The organism is Ruegeria sp. HKCCA6837, assembly GCF_013034475.1.
GTDB lineage: Bacteria > Pseudomonadota > Alphaproteobacteria > Rhodobacterales > Rhodobacteraceae > Ruegeria.
The window spans coordinates 136,912-160,663 of the sequence record NZ_WQGD01000007.1 but is presented as its reverse complement, the minus strand read 5'-3'; the positions used below and the strand labels follow the sequence as shown (position 1 = coordinate 160,663).

25 protein-coding genes, 2 tRNA genes and 1 pseudogene are annotated in these 23,752 nt (G+C 57.6%); 11 read left to right on the top strand and 17 right to left on the bottom strand.

Annotation, left to right across the window (positions count from 1 at the left end; translation table 11 throughout):
- The first annotated feature begins 16 nt into the window (after nt 1-16).
- The 3 genes from GOV91_RS12280 (at nt 17) to GOV91_RS12270 (ending at nt 2,206) form a co-directional block, all read left to right on the top strand.
- Nucleotides 17-1,228 (top strand): GTP-binding protein, encoded by a 1,212-nt coding sequence (locus GOV91_RS12280; RefSeq protein ID WP_171235717.1) that lies wholly within the window; start codon nt 17-19, stop codon nt 1,226-1,228.
- On the top strand, nt 1,225-1,878 hold the full coding sequence (locus tag GOV91_RS12275) for a DUF1826 domain-containing protein (RefSeq protein WP_171235716.1): 654 nt from the start codon (nt 1,225-1,227) through the stop codon (nt 1,876-1,878). Before GOV91_RS12280 ends, GOV91_RS12275 begins: the two co-directional genes overlap by 4 nt.
- 112 nt (nt 1,879-1,990) lie before the next feature.
- Nucleotides 1,991-2,206, top strand: a complete 216-nt coding sequence (locus GOV91_RS12270; RefSeq protein ID WP_171235715.1) for a hypothetical protein — start codon at nt 1,991-1,993, stop codon at nt 2,204-2,206.
- 7 nt (nt 2,207-2,213) lie between these two features.
- On the opposite strand, the gene GOV91_RS12265 is transcribed toward GOV91_RS12270, so the two are convergent.
- From GOV91_RS12265 to GOV91_RS12225, 9 genes are all read right to left on the bottom strand, one after another.
- Complete coding sequence (locus GOV91_RS12265) at nt 2,214-2,807, bottom strand: GNAT family N-acetyltransferase (protein ID WP_171235714.1); 594 nt, start codon at nt 2,805-2,807, stop codon at nt 2,214-2,216.
- Nucleotides 2,800-3,198: a ketosteroid isomerase-related protein gene (locus tag GOV91_RS12260; protein ID WP_171235713.1), complete on the bottom strand. Its 399-nt coding sequence runs from the start codon at nt 3,196-3,198 to the stop codon at nt 2,800-2,802. Before GOV91_RS12260 ends, GOV91_RS12265 begins: the two co-directional genes overlap by 8 nt.
- 3 nt (nt 3,199-3,201) lie before the next feature.
- Nucleotides 3,202-3,654, bottom strand: a complete 453-nt coding sequence (locus tag GOV91_RS12255; RefSeq protein WP_171091313.1) for a low molecular weight phosphatase family protein — start codon at nt 3,652-3,654, stop codon at nt 3,202-3,204.
- Nucleotides 3,655-3,657: 3 nt separating this feature from the next.
- Nucleotides 3,658-4,137, bottom strand: a complete 480-nt coding sequence (locus GOV91_RS12250) for a UPF0262 family protein (protein WP_171175817.1) — start codon at nt 4,135-4,137, stop codon at nt 3,658-3,660.
- A gap of 98 nt (nt 4,138-4,235) precedes the next feature.
- On the bottom strand, nt 4,236-5,537 hold the full coding sequence (gene hisD / locus GOV91_RS12245) for a histidinol dehydrogenase (RefSeq protein ID WP_171235712.1): 1,302 nt from the start codon (nt 5,535-5,537) through the stop codon (nt 4,236-4,238).
- 61 nt (nt 5,538-5,598) lie between these two features.
- On the bottom strand, nt 5,599-6,120 hold the full coding sequence (locus GOV91_RS12240) for a GNAT family N-acetyltransferase (RefSeq protein WP_171235711.1): 522 nt from the start codon (nt 6,118-6,120) through the stop codon (nt 5,599-5,601).
- Nucleotides 6,121-6,597 (bottom strand): DUF2948 family protein, encoded by a 477-nt coding sequence (locus GOV91_RS12235; protein WP_171235710.1) that lies wholly within the window; start codon nt 6,595-6,597, stop codon nt 6,121-6,123.
- A complete protein-coding gene (gene murA, locus GOV91_RS12230; RefSeq protein WP_171175823.1) occupies nt 6,594-7,862 on the bottom strand; it encodes a UDP-N-acetylglucosamine 1-carboxyvinyltransferase in 1,269 nt (422 codons plus the stop codon). Before murA ends, GOV91_RS12235 begins: the two co-directional genes overlap by 4 nt.
- 6 nt (nt 7,863-7,868) lie before the next feature.
- Nucleotides 7,869-8,024, bottom strand: a complete 156-nt coding sequence (locus GOV91_RS12225) for a hypothetical protein (protein WP_171188337.1) — start codon at nt 8,022-8,024, stop codon at nt 7,869-7,871.
- A gap of 83 nt (nt 8,025-8,107) precedes the next feature.
- Between GOV91_RS12225 and GOV91_RS12220 the strand changes: the two genes are divergently transcribed.
- Nucleotides 8,108-8,182: transfer RNA gene (locus GOV91_RS12220), tRNA-Thr, on the top strand.
- Between the two features lie 239 nt (nt 8,183-8,421).
- Here GOV91_RS12220 and GOV91_RS12215 read toward each other — a convergent pair.
- A complete protein-coding gene (locus tag GOV91_RS12215) occupies nt 8,422-9,231 on the bottom strand; it encodes a methyltransferase domain-containing protein (RefSeq protein WP_171235709.1) in 810 nt (269 codons plus the stop codon).
- 471 nt (nt 9,232-9,702) lie between these two features.
- A complete protein-coding gene (locus GOV91_RS12210; protein ID WP_171235708.1) occupies nt 9,703-10,653 on the bottom strand; it encodes a GlxA family transcriptional regulator in 951 nt (316 codons plus the stop codon).
- Nucleotides 10,654-10,813: 160 nt separating this feature from the next.
- On the opposite strand from GOV91_RS12210, the gene GOV91_RS12205 reads away from it, so the two are divergent.
- From GOV91_RS12205 to GOV91_RS12190, 4 genes are read left to right on the top strand one after another with little or no spacing between them, the layout of a single operon-like run.
- Nucleotides 10,814-11,524, top strand: coding sequence for a GntR family transcriptional regulator (locus GOV91_RS12205; protein ID WP_171235707.1), 711 nt, complete (start codon nt 10,814-10,816; stop codon nt 11,522-11,524).
- A 7-nt stretch (nt 11,525-11,531) separates the two neighbouring features.
- Nucleotides 11,532-12,449, top strand: coding sequence for a dihydrodipicolinate synthase family protein (locus GOV91_RS12200; protein ID WP_171235706.1), 918 nt, complete (start codon nt 11,532-11,534; stop codon nt 12,447-12,449).
- Between the two features lie 5 nt (nt 12,450-12,454).
- Nucleotides 12,455-13,951 (top strand): aldehyde dehydrogenase, encoded by a 1,497-nt coding sequence (locus GOV91_RS12195; RefSeq protein ID WP_171235705.1) that lies wholly within the window; start codon nt 12,455-12,457, stop codon nt 13,949-13,951.
- The gene (locus GOV91_RS12190) at nt 13,948-15,288 is read left to right on the top strand and encodes an FAD-binding oxidoreductase (protein ID WP_171235704.1); all 1,341 of its coding nucleotides are present in this window, start codon (nt 13,948-13,950) and stop codon (nt 15,286-15,288) included. The genes GOV91_RS12195 and GOV91_RS12190 overlap by 4 nt, the downstream gene beginning before the upstream one ends.
- A gap of 10 nt (nt 15,289-15,298) precedes the next feature.
- Here the strand turns inward: GOV91_RS12190 and GOV91_RS12185 are convergent, their stop codons facing one another.
- The 4 genes from GOV91_RS12185 to GOV91_RS12170 all read right to left on the bottom strand — a co-directional run bounded on the left by GOV91_RS12185 (nt 15,299) and on the right by GOV91_RS12170 (nt 19,498).
- On the bottom strand, nt 15,299-16,033 hold the full coding sequence (locus tag GOV91_RS12185; protein ID WP_171235703.1) for an SDR family NAD(P)-dependent oxidoreductase: 735 nt from the start codon (nt 16,031-16,033) through the stop codon (nt 15,299-15,301).
- Nucleotides 16,030-16,761: an SDR family NAD(P)-dependent oxidoreductase gene (locus GOV91_RS12180; RefSeq protein ID WP_171235702.1), complete on the bottom strand. Its 732-nt coding sequence runs from the start codon at nt 16,759-16,761 to the stop codon at nt 16,030-16,032. Before GOV91_RS12180 ends, GOV91_RS12185 begins: the two co-directional genes overlap by 4 nt.
- 14 nt (nt 16,762-16,775) lie before the next feature.
- Nucleotides 16,776-17,879, bottom strand: coding sequence for a mandelate racemase/muconate lactonizing enzyme family protein (locus GOV91_RS12175; RefSeq protein ID WP_171235701.1), 1,104 nt, complete (start codon nt 17,877-17,879; stop codon nt 16,776-16,778).
- A 71-nt stretch (nt 17,880-17,950) separates the two neighbouring features.
- Nucleotides 17,951-19,498, bottom strand: a complete 1,548-nt coding sequence (locus tag GOV91_RS12170; protein WP_171235700.1) for a trimethylamine methyltransferase family protein — start codon at nt 19,496-19,498, stop codon at nt 17,951-17,953.
- 229 nt (nt 19,499-19,727) lie between these two features.
- Between GOV91_RS12170 and GOV91_RS12165 the strand changes: the two genes are divergently transcribed.
- The 3 genes from GOV91_RS12165 (at nt 19,728) to GOV91_RS12155 (ending at nt 22,327) form a co-directional block, all read left to right on the top strand.
- Nucleotides 19,728-21,197, top strand: a complete 1,470-nt coding sequence (locus GOV91_RS12165) for an NAD(P)/FAD-dependent oxidoreductase (protein ID WP_171235699.1) — start codon at nt 19,728-19,730, stop codon at nt 21,195-21,197.
- Nucleotides 21,194-22,195, top strand: a complete 1,002-nt coding sequence (locus tag GOV91_RS12160; protein ID WP_171235698.1) for an alpha/beta fold hydrolase — start codon at nt 21,194-21,196, stop codon at nt 22,193-22,195. The genes GOV91_RS12165 and GOV91_RS12160 overlap by 4 nt, the downstream gene beginning before the upstream one ends.
- A gap of 55 nt (nt 22,196-22,250) precedes the next feature.
- Nucleotides 22,251-22,327, top strand: a tRNA-Met gene (locus GOV91_RS12155).
- Here the strand turns inward: GOV91_RS12155 and GOV91_RS22915 are convergent.
- Both GOV91_RS22915 and GOV91_RS22910 read right to left on the bottom strand, forming a co-directional pair.
- Nucleotides 22,284-23,351 (bottom strand): recombinase family protein, encoded by a 1,068-nt coding sequence (locus GOV91_RS22915; protein ID WP_371732315.1) that lies wholly within the window; start codon nt 23,349-23,351, stop codon nt 22,284-22,286. The two genes, GOV91_RS12155 and GOV91_RS22915, sit on opposite strands and share 44 nt — an antisense overlap.
- Nucleotides 23,302-23,565 (bottom strand): annotated as a pseudogene (locus GOV91_RS22910) (recombinase family protein); the annotation flags it as partial. The gene GOV91_RS22915 and the pseudogene GOV91_RS22910, both read right to left, overlap by 50 nt.
- Nucleotides 23,566-23,752: the final 187 nt, after the last annotated feature.

Below are 23,752 nucleotides of genomic sequence, written 5' to 3'. Positions count from 1 at the left end.
CACAGGAGCACATTCCATGAGTGACACCCGACTTCCGGTCACAGTACTGTCCGGCTTTCTGGGCGCGGGCAAAACAACCCTCTTGAACCGCGTACTCAACAATCGCGATGGCCGCCGGGTGGCCGTGATTGTCAACGACATGTCCGAAGTGAATATCGACGCTGATCTCATACGCGCCGATACCGAGCTTTCCCGCACAGACGAGACACTGGTCGAAATGTCGAACGGCTGCATCTGCTGTACGCTGCGCGACGACCTGCTGGACGAGGTACGCAGACTGGCATCTGAAGGGCGGTTTGATTACCTGTTGATCGAATCCACCGGCATTTCCGAGCCTCTACCCGTAGCGGCCACTTTTGACTTCCGCGATGAGCTTGGCGAAAGCCTCTCGGACGTTTCACGCCTGGACACGATGGTGACGGTTGTAGATGCGGTGAACCTGCTCAAGGATTTCTCCAGCCATGATTTCCTACGCGACCGTGGCGAGACGATGGGCGAAGAAGATGAGCGCACGTTGGTACATTTGCTGACCGATCAGATCGAATTTGCAGATGTGGTCATTCTGAACAAAGTTTCTGACGCCGGACCAGATCGCGTGGATGCTGCGCGCAAGATCATTCGAAGCTTGAACGCGGACGCCCGGATCATCGAGACCAACCACTCGGACGTGGCCGCAGATGAGATTCTGGATACCGGGTTGTTCGACTTCGAAAAGGCGCATGAGCACCCGATGTGGGCCAAAGAACTTTATGGCTTTGCCGCTCACGTGCCAGAGACCGAAGAATATGGCGTCACCAGCTATGTTTATCGTGCGCGGCAGCCCTTTATCCCCGAAAAGATACTTGAATTCTTGAACGGCGATCTGCCCGGTGTAATCCGGGCCAAGGGTCATTTCTGGATCGCCACGCGCCCGGATTGGGTGGCCGAGTTTTCACTGGCAGGCGCGTTGTCGTCCGTGCAGCCACTGGGCACTTGGTGGGCCACCGTGCCCGAAGACCGCCGCCCAGATCACGAAAGCGCGCGAGCTTACATGCAGGCCCATTGGCAAGAGCCGTGGGGCGATCGGCGGCAAGAGATAGTGTTCATCGGCAGCGGTATTGTTTGGCCCAGATTGAAAGCCCGATTGGATGCTGCGCTGCTGCCCGCTGTCGCAGCAACTCGTCTGGAGGATCTACCCAATCTGGCAGACCCCTTCCCGATCTGGCGACGGGCAGAGGCTGCAGCATGAGTATTGTTCAAAACATCATCCAAGACGCCGCCATAGGGGTCGAGATTTGCACCACGCCCAACGACCTTTCAGCCATTCATCAACCCGGATGTGCTGCGGCAATTTGGAACCGGCAACCGCTGCAGGGTTTTCAATCCTGGCTAAACGGGATCGCGCCCGAACAACTGCCTAAGGCCCGCGTGATATTGCGACCCGCGGCGGTTCGTGAAGCCGTTTCCGAGGTCTGCGAAGCACGCGGCACCCCACCAGGTGCAGAACGCGAGCGGCTGGTGGATGACATTGCAGCGCTGTCCGATATCTTTGCCTGTCTGATGAACGCGAAATGGCTGCGGCTGCGGCTGGACGTGATAACGACCAATGCGTGCCGCCGGTTTCACATTGATGCAGTGACCGCGCGTCTCGTGTGCACCTATAAGGGAACGGGAACGCAATATGGGGTCTCAGCAGATGGCGCGGACCCATCGCGCGTTTTCACAACCCCAACCGGCGCACCAATTCTGTTACGTGGCACGCTCTGGCCCGCACAACCAGACTCCGGTTTTCTGCACCGCTCGCCTCCGATTGAAGGCACGGGCGAGACGCGGTTGGTGCTTGTTCTGGATCCGGTCCTCGACCCTGAAAGTGAGTTTGACCCGATCTTAGGGCACTGAAAACAAATGCCCGGGCATGCTCTGCCCGGGACCTACTCTATGTCCTGCACAGACGGGAACGTGAATTGGCATCTGCGGTCTGACGTGCTTGAATGTACGAAGGAGGCTGGTGATGCAAAAACAGGAAGAATTCGAGAAGTTCTATTTCGCCAAGGTTGGGATGGGCGAAGCCTGCGGATGCGCCGAGCGTGTCATTGACGTCTATGAGTTCAACCGCAAAGGCGGTCAGCAATCCAAGAAAGCCGTGAAACAAGACAAGCGTAAACGCCTGTCGCTTCGGGCTTGGGCCGTGAAATACGGTTTCTTAAACCGCAGGCGCGCACCGTAGATGGTGACTACAGATCCCTGATCCAGAACTGTAGCGGTTTGAGCGTCTCGCCGTCTTCTCCGATGTCTTTCCAGGAAAACTGTGCCATGACGCCGGGTAGAGGCGTGTAACCGCGCGCGCGCCAGAAGGTGTCGAGCGGGCGGTATTGTGCAGGTCTCATCGGGTGGTCGTCCGGGCGTTGCACTCCGCAGAATGCAGCTTTGGAGAACCCAAGACGGCGAGCATGGGCTTCACGTTCGTCAAAGAATTTGTGGCCGACACCTTGCCCACGATACTCCGATAACAGTACCGACTCTGCGCAATAGAAGATGTCGCCCAACTCAAGGCCTGTGCCTTCAAACGCTGCGGCGAAATCTTCGGCGTGATCCGTCAGGGGGGCGCCGGTTGACGCGCCGATCAGGCGGTCGCCGTCGAAAGCACCCACCACGATGGCCTGATCGCTGTCCCGGTAGGACTGCAGGTATTTACGCTCGTATTCGAGGTCGCCATCATAGAGATAAGGCCAGTCGTGAAAGACCTTGATCCGCAGACGGGCGACATCGTCCAGAGCAGCCTCAAGCGCCGCTCCGGTCAGGGGGCGGACAGCGTTGACCTCAGCCATTCGAGACCTGTTTGGTCCAGTCCGTAAGGTTATAAAAAGTGGTGACGCGGGTGATTTTGCCGTCTTTCAGATCAAAGAATGATCCGGCAGGCAGGCGATAGGTCTGGCCGTGTGCTTCGGGCAGGCCCTCGTCGGTCTCCAGATAGGTGCCGTTCACGATGAATTCGGCCGCAGCGCGGGTGCCACCCTGGGCATCGAACACGACGATATCTGTCAGGTTCTCTTTGTAGCAGCGATTCATATGGGCGCAGAAGGCAGCAAACTTTTCCTTGCCCACACGGATTTGGCCCTCGTTTACGTGATGGGCCACGTCGTCGGACAAACAGGCCAACATGCCATCAACATCACCGGCGTTGAATGCCTCGAAATAGGTTTGAACGGTCTGGTTCATGGTTCACTCCGTTGGTTCGCCCCAGCGGTCTTTCAGATGCTTGATGATCTGATCGCGGGTCTGTCGGTAGTGGTGTAGCTTTGTTTCCCGTGTCTCACCCATTCCAGTAGGGTCCATTATTGGCCAATAATCGACATCGAGGTGAAAAATCCGGGTCAGTTCCAACGCCTTGCGTTGGCTGGCGGGGGACAAGGCGACAATCAGGTCGAACGAACTGAGGTCATCACCCCACTCTTCCATCTCGTCGAAGGATCGGGTGCGGTGGCGGGATAGCTCGACCCCGATTTCGTGACAGACGGAAATACAGAAGCCGTCAATATCCAGATCGTTGTGGACTCCGGCAGACTGCACATAGGTGCCGGTGCCGTAGAATTTCTTCATGATGCCCTCGGCCATCGGGGATCGAACCGAGTTGTGGTCACAACAAAACAGGATCGACTGCGGCAGAGGCGTCACCCGTTAGCCTCCGAAATGCAGCACGCAGATCAGCGTGAAAAGGCGGCGGGCGGTGTCGGTGTCTACGTCGGCCTTGCCCTCTAACCTTTCCTGCAAGACGCGGCTGCCTTCGTTGTGGATGCCACGCCGGGCCATGTCGATGGTTTCGATCTGGCTGGGCGGCAGAGACTTCACCGCGTCGAAATAGCTTTCGCAGATCTGGAAATAATCTTTGACCACTTGCCGAAACGGACCAAGCGACAGATGAAACTCAGCCGCTTTCTGTTCTTCCTCGGTTGCAACGTCAAAGACCAACCGCTTGTCGCGGATCGACAATTGCAGGCGATAGGGCCCGTCGGGCACAACGCGGTCATCGCGTTTGGGCAGAGAGAAACTGTTCTCTTCCAGCAAATCATAGATGGCGACCTTGCGCTCCTGCTCGATCTCTGGCGTCGGCGGAGGCAGGTTTCGGTCATCCAGTTCGATATGCGAGATGCGGGTCATCTTTACAGCTATAATCCTTGTGTCAGCACAGACCTATAACAACGAAATTGGCGGGGCAACGCGCAGAAACGCCACATCGGCCAAGTCTTTGCGCCATCTCATCCATTTAGGCGGTTCAATCGCGCTGCTACCGACAGCCCATGCGCCTCAAGGCTTTCCGATTGGGCCAGTTGTTCGGCGGCTGGACCTATGGCACGCAACGCTTCGGGGGTCATGTGGCTCAGTGTGGTGCGCTTGAGGAAGTCCATCACGCTGAGCCCCGATGAGAACCGCGCAGACCGGGCGGTCGGCAGAACGTGGTTCGGGCCGCCAACGTAGTCACCGATGGCTTCGGGCGTATATTGGCCCAGAAAAATGGCGCCAGCGTGGATCGTCTTTTCGCTCAACGCCAGCGGATCAGAAACGCACAGTTCCAGATGTTCTGGCGCAATGCGGTTGGACAGGATTGCCGCCTCGTCCAGGTCGCGTGCGGTGATGATAGAACCGAAGTCACGCCAACTGGCCCCGGCGATTGCGCGGCGTTGTAGGGTCTCAAGGCGCTTTTCCACCGCGTCCGCGACGCGTTGCCCGAAAGCAGCGTCATCGGTGATTAGGATGGATTGCGCGCTTTCGTCATGTTCGGCCTGACTGAGCAAATCCAGCGCGATCCAGTCGGGGTCGTTATCCTTGTCGGCAATCACCAAAATCTCCGACGGGCCCGCGATCATATCAATGCCGACCTTTCCAAAGACACGGCGTTTGGCGGCTGCAACAAAGGCATTGCCCGGGCCGGTGATCTTGTCGACCGGCGCGATAGTGTCGGTGCCATAGGCCAGTGCGGCCACAGCCTGCGCGCCACCGATTCGATAGATCTCGTCCACGCCCGCCAATTGCGCGGCCAGCAACACCAGCGGGTTCACCTGCCCGTCTGGTGTGGGAACCACGATGGCCAACCGCTCTACGCCCGCCACTTTAGCCGGAATGGCGTTCATCAACACCGACGACGGATAGGATGCCAGACCGCCCGGCACGTACAGCCCTGCGGCGGAGACTGCCGACCAGCGCCAACCCAGCGTCGCCCCGGCCTCATCTGTCCAGCTGTGATCGGAGGGCATCTGTTTTTCGTGATAGGCCCGGATGCGGGCCGCAGCAAGCTCCAAAGCTTTACGATCCTCGGTCGAGACTTGCGCCACCGCATCCACGATGTCCTGTGCGCTGAAGGCCAAAGATTCCGGTGTCAGCTCCAGACGGTCAAACTTAGCAGTCAACTCGATGACAGCCGCGTCACCGCGGTTGCGAACATCATCAATGATCTGCGCCACAACCGCATCCACATCCGGGCTGTCCTCGCGCTTGGCGGACAGCAGCGTTTGGAAGGCACCCTCAAAATCGGGCGATGTGGTGTTGAGGAAAACGGGCATGATCAGGCACTCCGGGCGTTGCGACATGGGACATATCGCTGCGAAGGTCGGGTCTCAACCCTCAGTCGTCGGGGTGCAGCGATTTGCGCATCGCCAAGCAGGACAAATCCTGGCGGTCACTGCACCGCCCGGTATCTTCCCACCCATGGCGTAGATAAAACTTCCGCGCCGTCCGGGTGGCATCCAGATGCGCTTCGGTGCAACCGCACGCAGCCAGTTGCTGTTCTAACCGATTGAGCAGAGCGGCCCCAACCCCGCTGCCCACATGACCGGGATCAACGTAGAGCAAGGTGATCTTCCCGGTCTCGAACAAACCTCCAACGGCAGCCACCTGCCCTTCATGCTCGGCCACCCAGATCTGCGACCCTGATTTGAACCAACCCCGGATGGTTTCCGGATCTTTGTTTGCAGTCCACTCTTTCAAATGGTCAGGATCATTATTGTGGTCGGCCACACAAAGCTGCGTGATCGACCGGATCAGCACCTGGCTGATGTCGAACACGTCGAACACGGTGGCCGGACGCAGCGCGACGCCTCCTGACGGTTTGGAAAACGCCTGAGAGATACCGCGCTTGTTTTGCATCTATTCGGGGTGATGCGGGGCCTGACCCGACGGGGCCTGATACGGGCGCGTGACGTCCTTTAGGGTCACGTCGACAGCTTCAACCCGCAGGCGGATCACACCATCCCCTGCCAAAGTCAGCAAGATATGGCCTGCGCCATCCTCGCCCGCTTCAAAATCGACGGACAGAAGGGACATGATCATGTCCTTGTCGCTGCGATCGATACCCTGGCTGGCCACGGACAGTACTGAATCGAAAACCAACACCGATTGCACCCGTTCAAACGGGCGTTCACGACGGGTGGCCGCATCTTTGTCTTCCCAGCGAAAGCGGTTCAGCAGCAGACCAAAACGGCGCTGCGACGGCTGCCATTTCATCTCGGTCACCGGGAAAACCGCGTCCTGCGCCAAGGTCGAGATCACCTGAAGGTCGTCACTGTCCTCAGCACCCAGATTCAGCGGGGCCTCGCGCCCGTCTTCAAAACTTGCGTCTGTCATTGGCCCTTGATCCGTTCGATTTTTGCACCCACGCCTTCCAGCTTGCGCACCACATGCTCATATCCGCGGTCCAGATGATAGACCCTGCTTACCGTTGTTTCACCTTCTGCCGCCAGCCCCGCCAGAATCAGCGAGACCGAGGCGCGCAGGTCCGTTGCCATCACAGGCGCACCTTTCAGGCTTTCAACACCCGTGACAGTGGCCGTGCCGCCATGCACTTCGATATTCGCCCCCATGCGCACCAGTTCGGGTGCGTGCATGAATCGGTTTTCGAAAATGCGTTCTTCCAAAACCGAGGTTCCTTCGGCGGTGCACATCAGCGCCATCATCTGCGCCTGAAGGTCCGTCGGGAATCCCGGGAAAGGTTCGGTCACAACATCCACGGCCTGAACGCGGCCATTCTTTCGCGCGACTTTCAGTCCCTTTTCGGTTTCCGTAACGCTGACTCCTGCTGCGTCCAGCTTCTCGGCAAAGGATTCGACCAGCGACATGCGCCCGCCCAGCAATTCAACTTCACCGCCGCAAATCGCCGGAGCCAGCATATAGGTACCCAGTTCGATCCGGTCCGTAACGACCTGATGCGTGGCACCATGCAACCGATCGACACCCTGGATTTCAATGGTCGAGGTCCCCTCGCCCGAAATCTGGGCTCCCATCTTGCGCAAGCATTCGACCAGATCGACAATCTCAGGCTCGCGCGCGGCATTCTTCAGAACAGTGGTTCCCTTGGCCAGCGTCGCAGCCATGACGATGTTTTCAGTTGCCCCAACCGAGGCAAAGCGCATCTCATGCACCGCGCCTTTCAGCCCGCCCTGTGCCTTGGCGTGCAGATACCCGTCTTTCAGTTCGATCTCTGCACCCAGCGCTTCCAGCCCCTCGACATGCAAATCCATCGGACGCGCGCCGATCGCGCAACCACCAGGCAGTGACACAACGGCCTGACCAAACCGCGCCAGCAATGGCCCAAGCACCAGATTAGATGCACGCATCTTACGCACGATGTCATAATCTGCAGTCTGACTGGTCAGGTTATGACTCGACATTGCGATCACCTGCCCGTCCTGCAGCGCCGACACCTCGGCCCCAAGCGATTGCAGCAGGGCAGTCATCGTTTTGATGTCGCTCAGCCGTGGAGCGTTGGTCAGTGTCAGCGGTTCTTCGCTCAGAAGCGTCGCGGGCATCAACGTCAGGCACGCATTCTTGGCCCCCGCAATCGGAATTTGCCCGGTCAGCGGGCCATTGCCCGTTACAAGAATCGAATCCATCTGCTCTTATCCCTCGTCCTTATCGGCTTTGTCCCCCGAGGCCGCCCGCGCCTTGGCCTGCGCCTTGCGCCGCGCCATGTTCGCCTTCAGCGCCGCCTTCAAACGCTCTTCCCGCGCTTCCCCGGATTTGCCTTGTTTTTTGGGTGAATTTTTATCTGTCATGATCTTTCTCTACAGGAGGCGAAAAAAACCGTCCAGACACCCTTGCGCCGCGTTTCGTTTGAGTCTAATCACCCGCCCACAGCGCTGCTGTAGCTCAGAGGTAGAGCACTCCCTTGGTAAGGGAGAGGTCGAGAGTTCAATTCTCTCCAGCAGCACCATCCATACATCTCCAATATCGTGACCACCCTTGTTTCTATGACTTCGCTCCGCCGAGTTCTAAGCAGGGAAGCATTGGATAGAAGCGCGTATAGAACAAACTCCTTGCCTTCTCATGGGGCCGCCAAACCTGAAACTATGGAGCTGCGACCTGCCCGGCGGACACTCGGACCGGATATATTCAAGTGTTAATCCGCCGTTCTCAAAACGACCTTGTCGCTGAAAAATGCAGTTAGTTTGATCACCCGATTGGCTTTCTGGCAATCTGACTGACATAGGACATGAAACCAAAAAACGTGTTACTTGAAACGCGACTGCGTGCTTCTGCTTTCAGCGCTTCTGCTGTCTGAGGGAAAAGGACACCTGTTTCGACCATTCGGTCCGCCCCGCGATCTATCACTGTCAGGAAATACCCGGCTTCGCCTTCGGCCACATAGCCATGTCCACAGCGTCGGCCAAGTTCGAACCCTGCGGCACCCAGCAACTCTCCGATCTGACGCATGACCCAAAGATTGGTGACATTCTGGTTGATCATAAAGCGGACAAGCTGATCCAACGGGTCGAAATCTGCAATCTGGGCCGTCGCCGTATCATAGTCGCCATCGCAGACGGCAACCAAACCGCCCGGTTTGAGTATCCTGTGTGCCTCGCGAACGGCGTCTTGCGGATCGGGAACATGGCACAACAGCGTGTGCATCAACACCAGGTCAACAGATGAGGATGGAAGCCCTGTATTCCTTGCATCACCAACCTCAAACCTCAAAGATGGTTTTCCGTCAAAATGTTGCCGCGCTCTTTCAACCATTATTGGTGACGGTTCGATGCCCAGCGCCTTGGTCGCACCGGCCATTTCGATCAAGTCGTTGGTAACGTGCCCAGTGCCAGAACCGAACTCAACCGCATACGCTCCCTCAGGCAGTTCAAGGTCACCGAGATAGGCCCTTCTGATCTCAACCTGAGCAGGCTCCAAACAACGTGCATCCATTGCATCGGCAATACGCGCCTGCAACGCATCGTCTTCGTTGGCCAGATTTGAATATGGGTCAGACATACCTTTCTCCCTTGAATTTTTGGTCTCCACAACACCGCATCAATCAAGGGAAATTCTAACACATCCGGCTTTTTCAACAACGTCAGCGCCTGGCAGTAAAGCTGGCGAAACCATGTTCATCTTGCAAAAATTGTCTTGGATGAGGGACACTAGAGCAAGTTGTTCGACTCGCCTTGTCAATAATGGCTGCTCTTCGAAAACCCTCGGTTATTCGACGGAGCCGACGCCTGGAATTAAGGCAAAGGTTGAGAAATGTAGGCACAAGAATCTCATGGATGACAAGTTCTCGCAATAGTTATGCCTACATCACAATCTATTGGTAAATAATCCTGCCGATCTGTTGACTAGTCCGGTTTTAATGAGGGGGTATCTCGGCAGGGTTAGGGGGATGCCCGCTCAGGTCCGATTTGGACCGATGAAGCACGGCATCCCCTGCCGTTTTAATATCTCTCATTCCCGCTCAGACGCTTCTCAGTCGATCTTGTTGCGCTGTGCGTGCGGTGTGACACCAAAGCTGGATCGGAACACGCGCGAGAAATGGCCCGGGTTTTCGAAACCACAAGCAATTGCGATCTCGGTGACTGAAGCCTCGGTTTGCAGCAGCAACTTTTGGGCACGTTCCAGGCGCAGTTCCATAAAGTACTTCTTGGGCGATGTGTTCAGATACTTGCCGAACAGCCGCTCTAGCTGCCGGGTGGAAATACCAAGTTCTTCGGCGATGAAGGACGGCGAGATTGGGGTTTCGATGCAGTCCTGCATAATGTTGATGGCCTTGGCCAGGTGCGCATTGCGCATACCATTGCGTGACTGCAGCGAAACCCGCTGTTTCGCCGTTGCATTGCGCACCGCGTTGTAAACCATTTGATCTGCCACATCGATTGCCAACTCTTCGCCGTGGTCGCGCTCGATCAGATGCAGCATCAGATCTGCCGTCGCGGTTCCGCCCGACGCGGTGATGTGTTTTTCGTCAGCAACAAAAACACTGCGAACCAGATTAACCTCGGGAAATGCCTCCATGAAGGCATCATGGTATTCCCAATGGATCGCCGCCTGCATCCCGTCCAAAAAGCCGGCTTCGGCCAACACCCAGGCACCCGAACATAGGGCACCGATTGGGGTGCCGCGGGCGCGGGCACGCCGCAGGGTGGCCATCAGGGGGCGGGTGACGTGCTTACGCATATGAATGCCCGACAGCACGAAAAGCTGGTCGCATTTGGCCAGGTTTTCCAGCCCGGAGTGAACCAGCGTAACTGACCCATTTGAGCACACCGCCTGTTCGCCATGCTCGGACACGAAGTTCCAGCTATAAAGTTCTTCCCCGCTCACAAGGTTCGCAATCCTCAGCGGTTCCACCGCGCAAGAGAACGCAAGGTGCGAGAATTCCTCGACCAGAAGAAATGTGATGCGCCGCGTCTTAGGCATGAGTTGATCCGTTTGAACTTGGGACAGCGCCCGAAAGTGAGTCTATTTTGCAGGAGCCTATGCTGCACGAAATTTTTTTGTATACAAGTTGTATTTTGTTAGCATACATAACCGTGACAGCACGATTCGACCGCTTTATGAAAGATGGATGGGCTAAGGGATGAAAGACGAAGCCAAGTCGCGCAAAGGCGCGTTACAAGAGCACCTGAAAACATCCATTCTGACTCTGCGCTTGCAACCAGGCACAGATTTGGACGAGGCGCATTTGTCAGATGAATTCGGCCTGTCGCGCACACCGCTGCGCGAGGTGTTCCGGCAGCTGGCGGGGGAAGGCTATCTCGACCTGCGTACAAACCGCAGCGCGCGGGTGTCCGAGATGTCTTACACGACCCTGCGCGATTTCTTCCTTGCCGCACCAATGGTGTATGGCGCGATCCTGCGTCTGGCTGCGGGAAACGCGCGCCCTGCGCAGATCGACGCCCTAAAAGACGCGCAGCAAGCGTTCAAAGCCGCCTTACGCTCGGGTTCGGCCGAGGATCGGGCGCTGGCCAACAATCGCTTTCACGACGTGACTGGCGAGATGTCGGGCAATGTCTATCTGCTGCCCTCGTTCAACCGGCTGCTGATCGATCACGCGAGGATCGGTATGACGTTCTATCGCCCACAGTCCGGTGAAATGTCGGAAAACCTGTCACGCGCCAGCGAACAGCACGACGCCATCATCGCAGCCATCGAGGCGCGGGACGAAGCGGCAGCGGCAAAGTTAGCCGAAGATCACTGGAACCTGTCACGCGATCAGATTGAGATGTTCGTGATGCCAGACGCGCTGGATGTCCCGATGGGCGTCCCACCCCTTTCGAAACCTGCATGAGGACGGAATGAACCCGATTTTCAAGTTTGAGGGGATTTATACCCCTGTGGTCACGCCCTATCACAACGATGGAAGCGTGAATTGGGACGCCTTGTCCAATGTGATCGAATACCTGATCGAGAGTGGCGTGCATGGTCTGATTTCGGGCGGATCGACAGGTGAAAACTATGCCCAGACTGTGGAAGAACGGCTGGAACTGGGCAAATTCACACATCAGCAATTGAAAGACCGTCTGCCTCTGGTCGTAGGGACCGGGGCCATGCTGACGCCGGATGCCATTGCGCTGGCCTCGGGCGCGCGTGATATTGGCGCAGATGCGATCTTGTTGGCCAGCCCGCCCTATTCGGTGCCCACGGACCGCGAAAACGCATTGAACGCGCTGGCTATCGACAAGGCCGCAGACCTGCCCGTTATGCTGTATAACTACCCGCACCGCACCGGCACGATGATGGGTGAGGAATTTCTTGACCGTGTAGGCCGCAGCCGGAACTTCTGCGGCATCAAGGAAAGCTCGGGCGATATCAACAGGGTGCACCTGCTGGCGCGGGACTATCCACACATCCAGCTTGGCTGCGGTATGGACGACCAGGCGTTGGAATTCTTCGCCTGGGGTGCGCCGTTCTGGGTCTGTGGCGGGTCGAACTTTCTGCCCACCGAGCATGTGGCGCTTTACGATGCCTGCGTGATCGAGGGGAATTTCTCTAAAGGTCGGCGGATCATGTCGGCCATGATGCCGCTGATGCGAGTGTTGGAACAGGGTGGCAAGTTCATCCAGACCATCAAGCATGGCGTGACCATGAACGGGATCGATGCGGGCGCGATGCGGCCTCCGCTGAAGGGTCTGAACAAAGACGACAAGCGCGCGTTGGAACAGGTGACGCGTGTGCTCAAGAAGACAATCGCTGACATTGTGGCTGAGGGGTAAGAGACATGGATCTGCTGACACAGGACGAATACAAATCCATCGCCGCAGGCCTGACGCTGCCTACAGGCGCTTTCATCGACGGCGCCTTCCGCCCCGCGATTTCAGGTGAGACCTTTGAGACAGTGAACCCAGCTACTGGCGACAAACTGGCGGATATCGCGTCTTGCGGCGCAGCGGATGTGGACTTTGCCGTCGAAAAGGCGCGTGAGGCGTTTGACGATGGCCGTTGGTCCAAGCTGCATCCGAGCGAACGCAAGGATGTGCTGATCCGGTTGTGCAAGTTACTGACCCGCAATGCGCGCGAACTGGCGGTTATGGAAAGCATCGACAGCGGCAAGACCATCCTTGATTGCGAAACCGTGGATGTGCCCGAGACGATCCACTGCCTGAAATGGCACGCCGAGGCGATTGACAAGATTTACGATCAGGTCTCGCCCGCCAGCGACGATCACATCGCCATGGTGGTGCGCGAACCGATTGGCGTCGTCGGCCTGGTGCTGCCCTGGAACTTCCCGCTGCTGATGCTGGCGTGGAAAATCGGGCCTGCTTTGGCGGCGGGCTGTTCGGTCGTGGTGAAACCAGCGACTGAGACCACGCTGACCGCTCTGCGTATAGCCGAGCTGGCAATGGAGGCTGGCCTGCCGCGCGGCGTTCTGAACATCGTTCCGGGCGGCGGCGCAGAGGTCGGTGAACCCATCGGGCGGCATATGGATATTGACATGGTCTCCTTCACAGGCTCGACCGTGACCGGCAAACGGATCCTGACCTATTCCGCCGAAAGTAACGCCAAAGAGGTGGTGCTGGAGATGGGGGGCAAGAACCCAGCCATCGTCATGGATGACGCAGAAAACCTTGACCGGGTGGCCGCGCATGTGGTGAACGGCGCGTTCTGGAACATGGGCGAGAACTGCTCGGCCTCGTCGCGCCTGATCGTGCACAAGGATGTAAAGACAGAATTGCTGGAGCGCATCGCGCATCACGCCAAACAGTGGAATATCGGTGACCCTCTGGACCCGGAAACCCGTATGGGCGCGCTGGTGAGCGAAGGGCATTATAACAAGGTCTGCGGTTATCTGGATCAAGCCGAGAACGTGGTGATCGGTGGCAAAGCTGACAAAGGCTTTGTCGAGGCTACGGTGGTCGAAGTACCCGGCAATGACGCCACCCTGGCGCGGGAAGAGATCTTTGGCCCGGTACTGTCAGTGATCGAAGTGTCGGGCTTTGACGAAGCCATCAAGATCGCCAATGACACCGACTATGGCCTATGTGCCTCGATCTTCACTGCCAACGCCAAGCGCGCCATTCGCGGGGCTCGGGCGATCCGGGCGGGCACCGTGACAGTCAACAGCTTTGGCGAAGGCGACATCACCACGCCATTTGGCGGCTACAAGCAGTCTGGCTTTGGCGGTCGCGACAATTCGGTCCACGCCCACGATCAGTACACCCAGTTGAAAGCCATCTGGATCGATCTGGCCGATGACGCAGACGAGGCGGTGGATTGACGCGGTTCGAGACCAAAAGACTGCCCCGGCAGACGGGCCCGGCCGGATGGAATGCCATCCTGCCACCCCAGACGCCCCTGCCGGAACTGGACAAGGACCTGACCGCCGACATCACTATCGTTGGCGGTGGGTTTGCTGGGCTCAGCGCGGCGCGGCGGCTGCATCAACTGGATCCATCACTGAAGGTTATTCTGCTGGAAGCGGGCCGATTTGCCGATGGTTCTGCGGGGCGGAACTCGGGATTTATGATCGACCTGCCACATGATTTGGCCTCGGACAATTATGCAGGCGAAGGATTGGAGGAGGATCGTGCCGCGATTGCGCTGAACCGGAAAGCCATTGCTTTTGCGACCGAAGTGGCCGGGGAATGCGAATTACCTCAGGAAATGTTCGACCCCTGCGGCAAGTACAATGCCGCCGCCACCAAGGCGGGCGACGCGCACAACCGCGCGTTTGCGGAACATCTGAGGAAACTGGGCGAGCCGCATACGCTCTATGACCAGCAACAGATGCACGAGATCACGGGCAGCCCACATTACACCTCGGGACTTTACGCGCCAGGAACAGTGATGATCCAGCCCGCAGCCTATGTGCGGGCGCTTTCGGCCCAATTGGCTGATCAGATTGACGTGTTCGAAAACTCACCAGTCACCAGTTTCGAAAAGCAAGATACAAGCTGGGTGGTCAAAACCACCAAAGCAAAGGTCAAGACCGGGCGGATTATCCTCGCCAATAACGGCCATCTCGAAAGCTTTGGGTTCTACCAAAGACAATTGATGCATATCTGCCTCTACGCGTCGATCTCAGCACCTTTGACTGAGGCACAGATCAAAACGCTTGGCGGGCAATCGCGCTGGTCGGTGACACCTGCCGATCCGATGGGCACATCGGTGCGACGCATTTCCGGCAGCTACGGCGATCGCATCCTGATCCGCAACGGTACCAGCTTTCACCCGACAATCGAGACCAGCCCAATGCGGCTGCGCAATGTCGGCTGGGTTCAGGACCGCAAGTTCATGGAACGTTTCCCGCACCTGTCAGACGTAAAGATGGAGCACCGCTGGGCCGGGATGCTTTGCCTAAGCCGCAATGGGTCTGCGGCCTTTGGTGAACTTGAGGACGGTGTGTTCTCGGCCTGCTGTCAGAATGGCCTGGGCATCGCCCGAGGAACCTTGCAAGGCATGGGCATCGCAGAGTTGGTGATGCAAGGCGGATCAGAGATTGCCAGTCACTTTCTGGGACAGCCGGATCTTCCGCGATTGCCGCCCGAGCCATTCGCCTCGCTTGGGGCAAACAGCTATTTGATTTGGAAAGAATGGCGATCCGGTAAGGAGTGATGCGTTGGCGTCAGGGAAGGCTAAGCTTGGCCATGCGCCCACCATCTACGGTGTAGACCTGCCCGGTGATAAAGCCCGCCTCCTCTGACGCCAGAAACGCGACGAGGGCTGCAACCTCTTCCGGCCGACCTGTCCGTGCGACAGGGTGGATTTTGGCTATATCATCACGGAATGCAGCAGGGTCAGGCATGGAATCGATGAAATCTTCGTTCAGTTCGGTATCAATCCATCCCGGTGCCACGGCGTTGCAACGGACCCCTTCAACCCCGTAATCCACGGCAACGGCGCGGGTCAAACCGTGCAGCCCCGCTTTGGACGCGCAATAAGCCGCGTGACCGGGATTGCTGCCCAAACCTTCAATGGATCCGGTATTGACGATATTACCGCGGGTTTGACGCAGATGCGGCAGCGCGGCTTTGATCATCAGGAACGGAGCGGTCAGATTGACCGTCAGATTGCGGTGCCAATCCTCAAGGCTCATGTCTTCGACCAAAACTTCCTGCATCATACCCGCGTTGTTGACCAACACATCCAGGCGCCCAGCATCAGATACCACTTCGCTGACCGCCTGTGCCGGGCTGTCGGGATCGGTGAAATCCGCTGCAATGCCTTGAAACTCGCTGTCTTCTCCTCGTTGCGCGGTAAAGACCTGCGCGCCCTCGTCCCGCAACCGACGGGCAATGGCCTGACCGATGCCGCTGCGCCCGCCTGTGACCAATGCCACCTTTCCCTCGAACCGCTTCATGAAACGGGCTTCCCTCCGTTGACCTCGACCAGCGTACCGCAAACATAACGCGACGCATCCGAGACGAGGAACATGATGACGTCTGCAATATCCTCGGGCTCGGCGATGCGGCCCAGCGGCACGCTTTGGCCCAGCTCGGCCACGGCCGTATCGGGATCAAAACCGCGCTTTTCAAAACCCGAGCGCAGCATAGGCGTATTCACCTCATTCGGGCATACAGCGTTGACGCGGATACCCTGATGGGCATGGTCCATACCCATACATTGGGTCAGGGACGCAATGGCCGCTTTTGTCATACAATAAACGGCGTGATTGGGGCCGGGGCGCAGCCCCCAACAAGACGCGGTGTTGACGATAGCGCCCCCTCCCGTTTCAGCCATGATCGGGATCGCCGCGCGACAGATACGAAACGGGGCTTCGACATTGACGCCCAGTGACAAAGACCAATCCGCATCCGACGTGTCGGTGACAGACCCGCGTGTGATGACACCTGCATTGTTGATCACGATATCGAGCCTGCCCAGCGCAGACGCCGCCGCCCTGGGCAATTGGTCGGCATGGTCTGGATCAAGCAGATCGCCCGGCAGATACGCCTCGGCCTCAATGCCATCGACCGACCGGTCCGCAACCGCGACCCGCGCCCCAGCTTGGCGCAAACGCTCAACGATTGACGCCCCGATACCTCCGGCTGCGCCAGTGACCAAAGCCGATTTTCCATTCAGGGTCATGAGATCATCCACGGTTAAAACGACGCAACAGGGGTGCCAAATTGGCTTTCATCAGGCACCACGCCCAGCCCCGGCCCGGTTGGCAACGCAATATGCCCGCCTTTGATCTGGATACCATTTTCGGGATCATAGTTGCCTTCGATATAAGGTGCGGCAAGCCAGACGCCTTCCAGCAGATCGGGCCGAACCGTTGCACCGACATGAGTACAGGCAGCGGCGATGATGTCCCCACCCCAGCTGTCATCGCAGGTGTGCGGAAGGTTTCGGGCTTCGCAAATGTCGCGGAAAGCGCGCATGGGGTTCAACCCGCCGATCCGAGTGACTTTCATCCCGAACCCATCGACCAGACCGGTCCCTGCTGCTGAGATCACAGTGTTCAGACTGGTGCTGTTTTCGTCCATGTAAATGCCGTGCGTGACCTGAGGTCGGATCTTCTGCAAATCCTCAATGGTGTTGCAGGGCTGTTCCATGATGAACGGAATTTCAGGGCATTCGCGGCTGACGCGCAAAGCGTCGCGCGTGGTCCAGCCCCGATTGCCGTCCACGGCCAGACGCGTACCCGACCCTTTGACAACCTCCCAGACCTTGCGGATGGTTTCGATGTCGATCTCGACCGGGCGGCCCCCGACCTTGATCTGCAATCGCGGGTAGCCTTCGGTCATTTTCTCGGCTGCCAGTCGGGCAATATCGTCAGGCGCACCAACGCCAGTGGCATAGTAGGATGGGACTTTGTCAGTTGTTGCACCACCCAGCAGGTCGCTGACAGGCACGCCCAAGTGTTTACCCAGCACATCGTGAACCGCAATATCGACAGCCGCTTTGGCATATGTGTGCCCGTTCAGCAGCCCATCCATCCGGCGATGCAGTGTCAGCGGCAGTGCTTCGGTGCCGATCAAGCCCGGGGCCATTTCGATCAAAGCTGCACGGGCGCCTTTTGCGTGCGCCTCAGCATATGTCGGGCCAACTGGGCAGGTCTCGCCCCAGCCGATCAATCCGTTATCGGCAACGACTTTGACCAGAGTGGTATCAAGCGACCAGACCTGTGCATTGGCCATGGTGTAGGGTCCGTTTTTGACCGGCAGGTCGTGGCTGTAGATATGGAGTTCGGCGATCTTCATGCTGCTCTGCTTGTCCTGAACGAAAAAAGGGCCCACCCGGATTGCGGGCGGGCCAGTACGGGGAGATTGTATCAGTAGGTCTGGTTCAACTCATCCGCTGCCGGGATTTCCCTTTCGCGGCGCGCGATATAGTCCAGAAGCGCTTCGTTTTTGGCTTCGTCCAGTTTTGGCTCTTGGTACTCGGCCAGTAGTTTTCGCGCGTGCTTCAAGGCGCGTTCTGTGATTTCCACTTCGCCCTCAGCTACCCATTGTTCGATCGAGTTGTTGTCAAAGAGTTCAGGCATAAAGAACGCCGTCTGGAAATTGTCCTGCGTGTGCGGATGGCCAAGGTAGTGACCACCAGGGCCAACATCCGGAACCGCCGCAAGCGCCTGATCAAAATCGTGCCATTTGGGGCCTTCCGCCATGCGGTAAGCCATTGCGCATTGTTCCGCATCCACCACGAACTTGGCGACCGAACAGTGCATTCCAGCCTCATTCCAGCCTGCCGAATGCCAGATATAGTTGGCTCCGGCATGGATCACGGCGCTGAGTGTTGTTGCGGATTCGTATCCCGCTTGCGCGTCAAACGTTTTGGCGCCGCCCAGCGTGTTCGAAGTGCGCCATGGCACGTCGTAATACCGCGCCATCTGGCCGATCATGAAATTCATCAGGCTGATTTCAGGCGTGCCCGCCATGGGCGCACCGGATTTCATCGACACGGTCGACAGGTAGTGCCCCCAGATCGCAGGTGCGCCCTTGCGGATCACCTGTGTGTAGGCCAGCGCCGACAACGCCTCGGCTGTCAGCTGCGCTACGGTCGCGGGGACCGAAGCGGGTGTGTTCGCGCCACCCAAAACGAAGGGCGAGCACAAAACTGGCTGGTTGCGTCGGCTAAAGGCGCGCATCGCGCCCAGCATGGTTTCATCCCACACCAAAGGGCTGTTGCCGTTGCAGTTGCCGGTGGTGACAGGATGGTCGTCGATAAAGCCTTCGCCGAACAGGATATCGCACATATCCATCACATCCTCGGCGTTCTTAGGCGATGTCGTCATGCCCATGAAAGTCTTGTCCGAGTATTTCATCGAAGAATATGTGATGCGCAGGTGCCGCTGGCTGATCGGGTGATCATAAGGCTCGACAATATGGTGGGCCGAGCTGTGTAGTGCAGGCATCATGTGCGACAGCTTGTGGAACATCGCCAGATCATCCAGCGTCGGATTCCGCCGCACGTCATCCAGATCGCGCAGGAAAGGCGCGCCGGTCATTGGCACAAAGATCGAATGTTTGCCGCCCAGTGCAAGGTTCTTTTGCGGGTCACGCGCGTGATAGGTGAACTGCGATGGAATGGTCGAGATCAGCTCGCGTACCATGTTGCGGTCCAGATAGACCAACTCTCCGACAACCTTGGCTCCGGCTGTCTTCCAGTCTTCCAGCGCGATGGTGTCGCGGAATTGAACGCCGACATTTTCCAGAATATCCATTGCCGCGTTGTCGATCCGTTCGACCTGGCTTCCGTCCATGACTTCGCAAACGGGAATGCCTCGGGTCAGTCCCGGCAGCATGGCAAAGTTCGGAGCGGTACGTTGGGCACGACGGGCAGAGCGTCCACCGGACCGCGCAGCAGTGCGAGTAGTCAAAGGGCAATCCTCCAATTTTCAAACACACTGATGGATTCGCGGGGCGATCACCTCTCTGATTGCGATATGTGCTTGCAGGAAGCGACACGGGCCACATCGCGGGATTTTCGCGCTTGCTCTGCGCAAATGAACCCTTGGTTACCTTTCGTTAAGTAACCTGCTTCACTGTCAATCAGGTGCATACATCTGCAACACGTACCCGTATGGTTGTTTCAGGAGGGGCGCAGAAATGCACCACAAAACAGAGATGCTCATCATTGGCGCCGGGTTTTCAGGGCTGACCATGGCGCTTGAGGCGCGCAAACGTGGGCTCTCCGATATTGCGGTTCTTGAAAAGGCAGATGACATCGGTGGCACGTGGCGCGAAAACACATATCCCGGCGTGGCCTGCGATGTGCCTTCGCATCTTTATTCTATGGCGACCCACCCTAATCCCCATTGGAGCCGCGCCTATGCCGGAGGCGCTGAAATTCAGGCTTACCTGAAAGGTGTAGCGCAGCGCGAGGGATTGTATGACCTCTGCCATTTCGGCCAGGAACTGAAAGCGGCCAAGTGGGACGGCGCGCGCTGGCAAGTGGAAACCATGGACGGGCAAAGTTGGTCGGCGCGGTTTCTGGTCTCGGCCATTGGGGCGTTGCATCACCCCAGCATTCCCGATCTTCCCGGCGCGGACGGTTTTCCTGGGCCATGCTTCCATTCGGCCCAATGGGATCACGACGTTGATCTGACCGGCAAACGAGTGGCCGTTGTGGGCACCGGGGCGTCGGCGGTTCAGTTCGTGCCAGAGATTGCCAAACTTGCCCGCCACGTCACTATCTTTCAGCGCAGTGCACCTTATGTCATGCCGCGCCCGGACGGCCCGATTGCGCCCTGGGTGCGCAAGCTATATGCCCACCTTCCCATACTGCCGCGTATCCGGCGCAAACTGATTTTCATGTTTTTCGAGTTCCGACACCGGGTGTTCAGGGGCGAGGAACGGGCGATGAACTTTGCCCTCAAGATGTGGCGTAATTCGCTGGAAGGGGCGATAACCGACCCCGAAGAACGGCGCATTATGACACCCGACTATCAGATTGGTTGCAAACGTATCCTTAGCTCGAACGACTGGTACCCAACCCTGGCCCGCGACAATGTCAGTGTCGTACCACAGGGCGTTGCCCGTATCGATAGGGATACGCTCATCGCGTCCGACGGCACCAAAGTCCAAGCTGATGCGCTGATCTGGGGCACCGGATTTCATGTGACCAATGTTGTCGAGCGATTGGACATCACAGGTTCCGGTGGCCTGACACTGCGAACGGCCTGGGCTGACGGCATGAATGCAAATCTGGGCACAGCGATTGCGGGCTTTCCAAATTTCTTTATCCTTCTGGGCCCGCATACCGGTCTTGGCCACAACTCGGTCGTGCTGATGATCGAGGCGCAGGTTGGACATATCGGTCGCGTCCTAAGCGAAATGCATAGCAAGGGGCTTTCCGCAATCACACCTGATGCAACGAAACAAACGGATTTCACCCAAGAGATGCAGGACCGTCACGCCGACAGTGTCTGGCAGACCGGAGGATGTACATCCTGGTACATTGATGAAGACGGCAGGAACACGACGTTATGGCCCGGGACTGTTGGTGAATATCAAGCGCGTATGGCACAGTCGGGATTGGAACAATACACCCCCGTCGGACAGGAGACAGCTAGATGACACTTATTCTAAGCCTGATTGCAGCCTGTGTCGTCTTTCTTGTGGCCATGGCCGTTTGGACCCGGCGGTTGACCCGTCAGGGGCTGAGCACCGTACCACAAATGGGCCAGATCGTGCCCGTGCAGGGCGGCAGTATCCATTATGTGGAAAAGGGCGATCCTGACGCGCAAACGCTGGTCCTTATCCATGGTCTGGCGGGGCAATTACAGCATTTTACCTACGCCTTGGCCGATCAACTGGCCGAAGAATACCATGTAATTGCGCTGGACCGGCCAGGCTGCGGATATTCTACTCGCGAAACGGCAGAACTGGGGCAATTGCCGCAACAAGCCGCAATGATTGCCGAGTTTCTGGAGATAAAAGGCGTCGATCAAGCGGTTCTGGTCGGGCATTCACTGGGCGGCGCAGTGTCACTGGCGCTGGCACTGAACCACCCCGAACGCGTATCAGGTCTTGCCTTGCTGGCGCCTCTGACGCACAGGCTGCCTGAAACGCCGGTGATCTTTAAGCCGCTCGATATCCGATCCGAATGGCTGCGCAGCCTGATTGCAAATACGATTGCGGTGCCCATGGCCGCGAAAACTGCACCCTACAGCCTGGGCGTAGCGTTTGGCCCTGAAACCGCACCAGATGACTTTCTGGATCGTGCGGGCGGCGCGCTTGGGTTGCGCCCATCGGCGTTTGTTACGGCCTCGCAAGACGTTGCCGGACTGGACGCAAGTTGCGATGAGCAGGTGTCCAGATACCCCGAGCTATCCGTGCCGGGCGGTATCTTGTATGGCCGCCTGGACGCGCTCTTGTCCCCTGCCCTTCACGGCCCTCCGATGATCAAATTTGGTCTAAGCTATGAAGAGCTGGACGGGTTGGGACACATGATCCTGATCACCGAGCCGCAAATCTGTGCCGCGTTTATTCGCCGGATGGTGGCGGAAACCAAATCACCGCAGACACCCCTGCAGGAACCAACCGCCGCGCCTGTGAAAGAAATCCCTGGTTAGGTTGATTTCCCTCTTGACCCTCCCCGGCCCCTCGCTTAAATCGCCTCTCACTCAAGGCGGAGTAGCTCAGTTGGTTAGAGCAGCGGAATCATAATCCGCGTGTCGGGGGTTCAAGTCCCTCCTCCGCTACCACCAAACCCCCCAGCTTTTTGGAACGATTTGATACCAAGGCGCTAAGGCGGCCCTTCACCTCGACTGGCACGCCGTCTTTCTCGGTTGGAGACACAACGATCTCCGAAATCAAGCCGCGCACCGCGTCACGCGCTTTTGGGTTCGGATTGCCGTCATGTGCCTGCATGGAAGAGATCATTTCATCCAGTGCAGTGACATACCTGGATGCTGTCGCTGGATTGAATTCGAGCGCCTTCTCCTTCTCGTCAAAGCTGGCCAATACGTCCGTGACAACCGAAACGCGTTGTTTGGCCTCAGTCAACTTTGCCTCTCCTTCAACTCCTTCAAGAATTCCCATCTCGAAAAGTTCAATACGGCGCGATAGCAGCTTGTTAGCTTCTGCTACCGCGCGTTCGAGCTTCTTCCTGTCCGGTTTGTCCGCTGCGTTGAGTTTGCGACGTTCTTCATTGTAGGTGCGGATGAACTCATCGATGTAGGTTGGCTCAGACAACTCCTTTCGCAGTTCGGTCAGCAGAGCGCTCTCGATCTTGTCGAGGCGAACCTTCCCGTTATTATTGCAGGAGCCACTCTCTTTGGCCGTTGAGCAACGGATGCGGATGGTATTGCCGTTTCTGTCATGAATCGACATGCCGCCACCGCAGCACCCGCATTTGATCAGCCCCGAGAACGGGCGCACAGGGTTTCGGGTCGATTTTCCCGATTGCTTGGCCGCAGACTGCGTGGCCAAACGCCGCTGAACTGCGTCCCAAAGTTCCTCTTCGACAATACGAAGGTGCGGGACTTCCGCAAATTTCCAGTCTTTGACCGGCTTTTCACGGCTGACCCTTTTGCCTGTTGTCGGGTTTCGTACCATTTTGACGCGATCCCAAACGAGTATGCCAGCATAAAGGGAATTTCTGAGAATACCGTAGCCGCGCTTGCCGTTTCCATTCAGCGTTGACGCGTTCCACTTCGTCCCACGAGGCGGTATGAAGATCACCTGCGTCCCGGCTGATCCGATCAACACACTCCACGACCAGTGCATCAATTTCCCCCGCACTCGCCGCTTCGAGAAGATTAGCAAAACCAACTCGCCCAATCAGAGTCTCAGAGGTTTTGGCCCTGTCTTCGAATGTCCGGACCTCCCTATAGCCTTCACTTGTCAGGTAGCGTCGGCAGAGCTCCACCTGATCTTCAATGGAGCGCTCCGACTGGAGCGTGGTCGAATAGCGGGCGTAGATCGCAGCGCGGCGTTGCATTCTCTCGAGTTCCTCGCGTCTTGTTGTGCTGCCGCCCGGGCCAATTCCCGGACGAGCTCAAGCAAACCAACATCTGGCGTCGGGTTTTGCTTTGCTGCTGGGGACTTGGTGATCTCTTCACAAATCGAAAAATCGGTTTGGATGGGTTTTGAACTGTCATGGTGCTCGCTTTATGTTTCAACGAGCG